The sequence below is a fragment of the Thermoanaerobaculia bacterium genome, from assembly GCA_035260525.1.
In the GTDB taxonomy this organism is placed as follows: domain Bacteria; phylum Acidobacteriota; class Thermoanaerobaculia; order UBA5066; family DATFVB01; genus DATFVB01.
This window is the reverse complement of the sequence record DATFVB010000120.1, coordinates 1-3,416: the sequence shown is the minus strand read 5'-3', so window position 1 is coordinate 3,416 and position 3,416 is coordinate 1. Positions and strand designations below refer to the sequence as shown.

The following is a 3,416-nucleotide window of genomic DNA, read 5'->3' as shown; positions in this document are numbered from 1 at the left end:
GCGGGCCGAAGTAGTACCAGAAGAAGCGGGCGACGAGCGCGAGCCCCGCCGCCACCAGCACCGCCGCCGCGGCGGAGAACACCTTGAGCGGCTTGTAGAGAGCGGTGATCCTCAGGATGTTCGCGCCCGAGACGAGAACGTAGTGGAGGTTCGAGCGCACGATCCGCGAGCGGCGCTCGGTCGGGCGCGCGTGCACGGGCACGGAGCGGACCCGAAGCCCCTTGGATCCGGCCTGGATCAGCGTTTCGAGCGTGTACGTCATCTTCGAGAAGACGTTGAGCGAGCGGGCGGCTTCGCGCGAGAGCGCGCGGAATCCCGAGGTCGCGTCGGCGACCTCCGTTCCGGAGACCTGGCGGACGACCCACGACCCGGCGCGCTGGAGGAACCGCTTGCCGGGAGAGAAATGCGGGAGCGCGTAGGCCCTGCGGTCTCCCACGACGACGTCGGCCTCTCCCCGGACGATCGGATCCGTCAGGAGGGGCAGGTCGTCGGCCTCGTACTGGCTGTCGGCGTCGAAATTGACGATGCAGTCGGCGCCCATCGCGAGCGCGTGCGCGACTCCGGCGTTGAAGGCGGCGGCGAGGCCGCGATGGATCGGGAGGCGGAGCACGTCGACGTCTCCCGCCCGCCGGGCGGCGGCCGCCGTGCCGTCGGTCGAGCCGTCGTCGACGACGAGGACCGCGACGCGGGAAAACCCGGCGACCGACTTCGGGAGCGCCGCGATCGCGAGCCCGATCTGGTCTTCCTCGTTGTAGGCGGGGATCTGAATGACGAGGAGGTTCATGCTATTGCCGGAAGGCTATCTCAACTCGGCCGGGCTCCGGCGCGGCGATACCTTCGCGGGAGCTGGCTCGGGTGACCGGGGCGAGTCTCGCCCGGGCGGCTCGGGTCAGAACCCGCGACCGGCCGGTCGAGACACCCTCGCTGGCGCTCCCGCTCCCGCGGCGCAAGTCGTCTCGCCGAGCGTTGCGCGAGACTTCGTCACGCCGCGAACGGCACGGGCAAGCGCCCGTCGCCCTCGACGTACCGAGCAGGTACGCCGTGAACGCCGCAGGCCGCCGCGCCTCAGCGGCTCTCCGGAGACAGCGGAAGCGTGAACGTTCCGCCGCCGCCGCGAATCTCGAGGAGGCGCGCCGCGCCCGTTCCGGCGATCGACACGCGCGAGCCCCTCCAGGCGCCGGTCAGGAAGACGCTCGCGAGGCCCAGGCTTCCGGTCCGGACGGGACGGTACACGAGGTCGAGCCTCGGCGCCGCCGGAAACCGGCGGGTCGAGATCGCGCCGCCGCCGTCGAGAGGGACGAGCGCGAGCTCTCCCGCGCCTTTGCCGAGGCGGTAGCGTCCCGGAACCGATCCGCGGTCGCCGTCCACGTGCCACGCGACCGCCGCCGCTTTGCCGGCGGGTCCGCGTGCCTCGTCGAGGACGACGATGGGGCCGGGGGAGGAAAAGACGATCGTGCGGCGTCCCGTCCATCCGCGCCAGCCGGAGAGCGTCGTGACGCTGCCGGCGGTGGCGCCGGGATCGAAACGCTCGACGCGCGCGGTTCGCGGCGGGTCCTGCGCCCAGGGCCCCCCGAAACCGGTCAGGCGCGACAGGACCTCCGCGAGCCCGGTCGGCTCGACGAGCAGGCCGTTCAAGCCTTCGCGGGGAATGCGCTTGTCGCGAAAGAGCCGGCGCTCGAGGGGGAGGAAGGCGTAGGGTTGGCCGCCGCGCTCGGAAGCGAGCGTCTCGCCGCCGCTCCGGAGGAGCGTCACGGTGTTCGTCGCCTTGTACCGGTGCCATCCCTCGAAGCGGAGATTGACGAGGAGATACGGATCCGCCTCCCGCCATCCGCCGCGGAAGACGATCTTGTCCGGGGCGAGCGGCCCGACCCGCGTCGGCGTTCCCGAAGGGCCGTAGAGGAGACAGCTCCCGACGTCGGGAGCAACTCCGCGGCCTTCGACCGGACGCTCGACACCGGGCTGCGCCCACATCGTCTCTCCATGCTTCTCGGCGGCCTCCAGGTCCCGGGCTGCCACCCAGAGGAGCCGCGGATCACCGAGAAGAGAGGCGCCGAGATACGCCGTCGGCAGCGCCGGCGCTCCGGAGGGGTTGTAGTCCGGGAAGAAGCCGTCGGGCGGCGTCTGGAGGAGGAGCCATTCGAACGATCGTCGCACCGGCTCGATGGGCGGCGGGCCGGACCGGAGCGACTGCAGGTAGGCGTTGGTGATCCACTCCGACTGGTAGGAGAAGGAGTCGTCCGAGTTCCGCCACCGGGCCCGCCAGCCGCGCGGCTCGCGGTCGAGATACCGGCGGTTGGCGGCGGAGAGCTCCGGCGGCGCGAGCCCTCCCGCCTCGATCGCGGCGAGGAGTCCGGCTCCGTTCTCCTGGTTCTCGTAAGGCCCTTCGGGTCTCTTGCCGTAAGCCGCGCCGTAGATGACGTCGTCGATCCCGGCGGCCAGCGCGCGCCGGTCGATCGCGGCGAACCACTCCGCGGCGCGCTCCCGCTCGGCGGCGGAAAAAAGGCCGGGGAACACGGCGCTCACGCGCGAGTAGTAATGCGCGCGAAGAGCCGCCGCGTACTGCCAGAACTTCGTGCGTCCGTGCCGCGACAGATCGCCCCGCGCGATCTCTCGCTCGAGGCTCTGGCGGAAGCGATCCGCCCAGCGGCGGTCCCCGGTCGCGAGCGCGAGCATCGCCTCTTCCGGAGGCCCTTTCTTCGGGTTCGCGGCGACGGTCGCGAGAAGCCGGTCGAAGACTTCCTTTCCGCCGTACGTCGCGGGGTCGGCGGGAGCCTTCCCGCAGAGGAAAGGCGATCGCGCCGAGATCCCCGGAAAGGAAGGCGGAGCGGGATCGGAGAAGCTCGCCTGGTACGCGGCGATGAACCCGGCCGTTCCGGCCGACACGAGGATCGCGGCGGCCGCCGCGAGGAGCGCCGGCCGGGCGCCGGTGCCGCGCGGGGGTTCCCGTTCCTTCGCGAGCGCGAGGGAGGCCGCAAGGAGCGCGAGCCAGACGAGCGCGAGGAGCGCCGCCTCGAGGGCGACGAAGAGCTCCTCGTGCGCGAAACGGCATTCGAGCTCGAGCGCCGCCATCGGGACCGCTCCGGCCGCCGCGGCGAGGGCGAGGATGCGAAGCGCCGCCGGCACCGCTCGGCTCCGTCCGCCGGCGGGAACCGCGGCCCCGACGGTCAGTGCGAAGAAGAGCGCGAGGGCGACTGCGCCCCCGATCGCGCTCCGGAGCGCGGCGGCCGCGACCGCGCCGGCGGAGGCGGCGGCGAGCAGCGCCGCCGAGGTCTTCGGGAAGATCCACCGGCCCCCTTCCGCCCGCCACGGGCGGCAGAAGCGGCTGGCGGCGAGGACGGCGGCCACGAAGAGAAAGCGCGCGAGGAGCCCGCCGGCTGAGAACGCGCTTCCGGCCGCGGCGCGGGAGCCTTCGAGCA

2 protein-coding genes are annotated in these 3,416 nt (G+C 72.7%); both read right to left on the bottom strand.

Features of this window, described 5'->3' with window-relative positions:
- Positions 1-784, bottom strand: a 784-nt coding sequence (locus VKH46_05830; GenBank protein ID HKB70344.1) for a glycosyltransferase family 2 protein, incomplete at its 3' end; no start/stop codon positions are given.
- Between the two features lie 281 nt (positions 785-1,065).
- A partial coding sequence (locus VKH46_05825; protein HKB70343.1) for a hypothetical protein occupies positions 1,066-3,416 on the bottom strand: 2,351 nt, incomplete at its 5' end.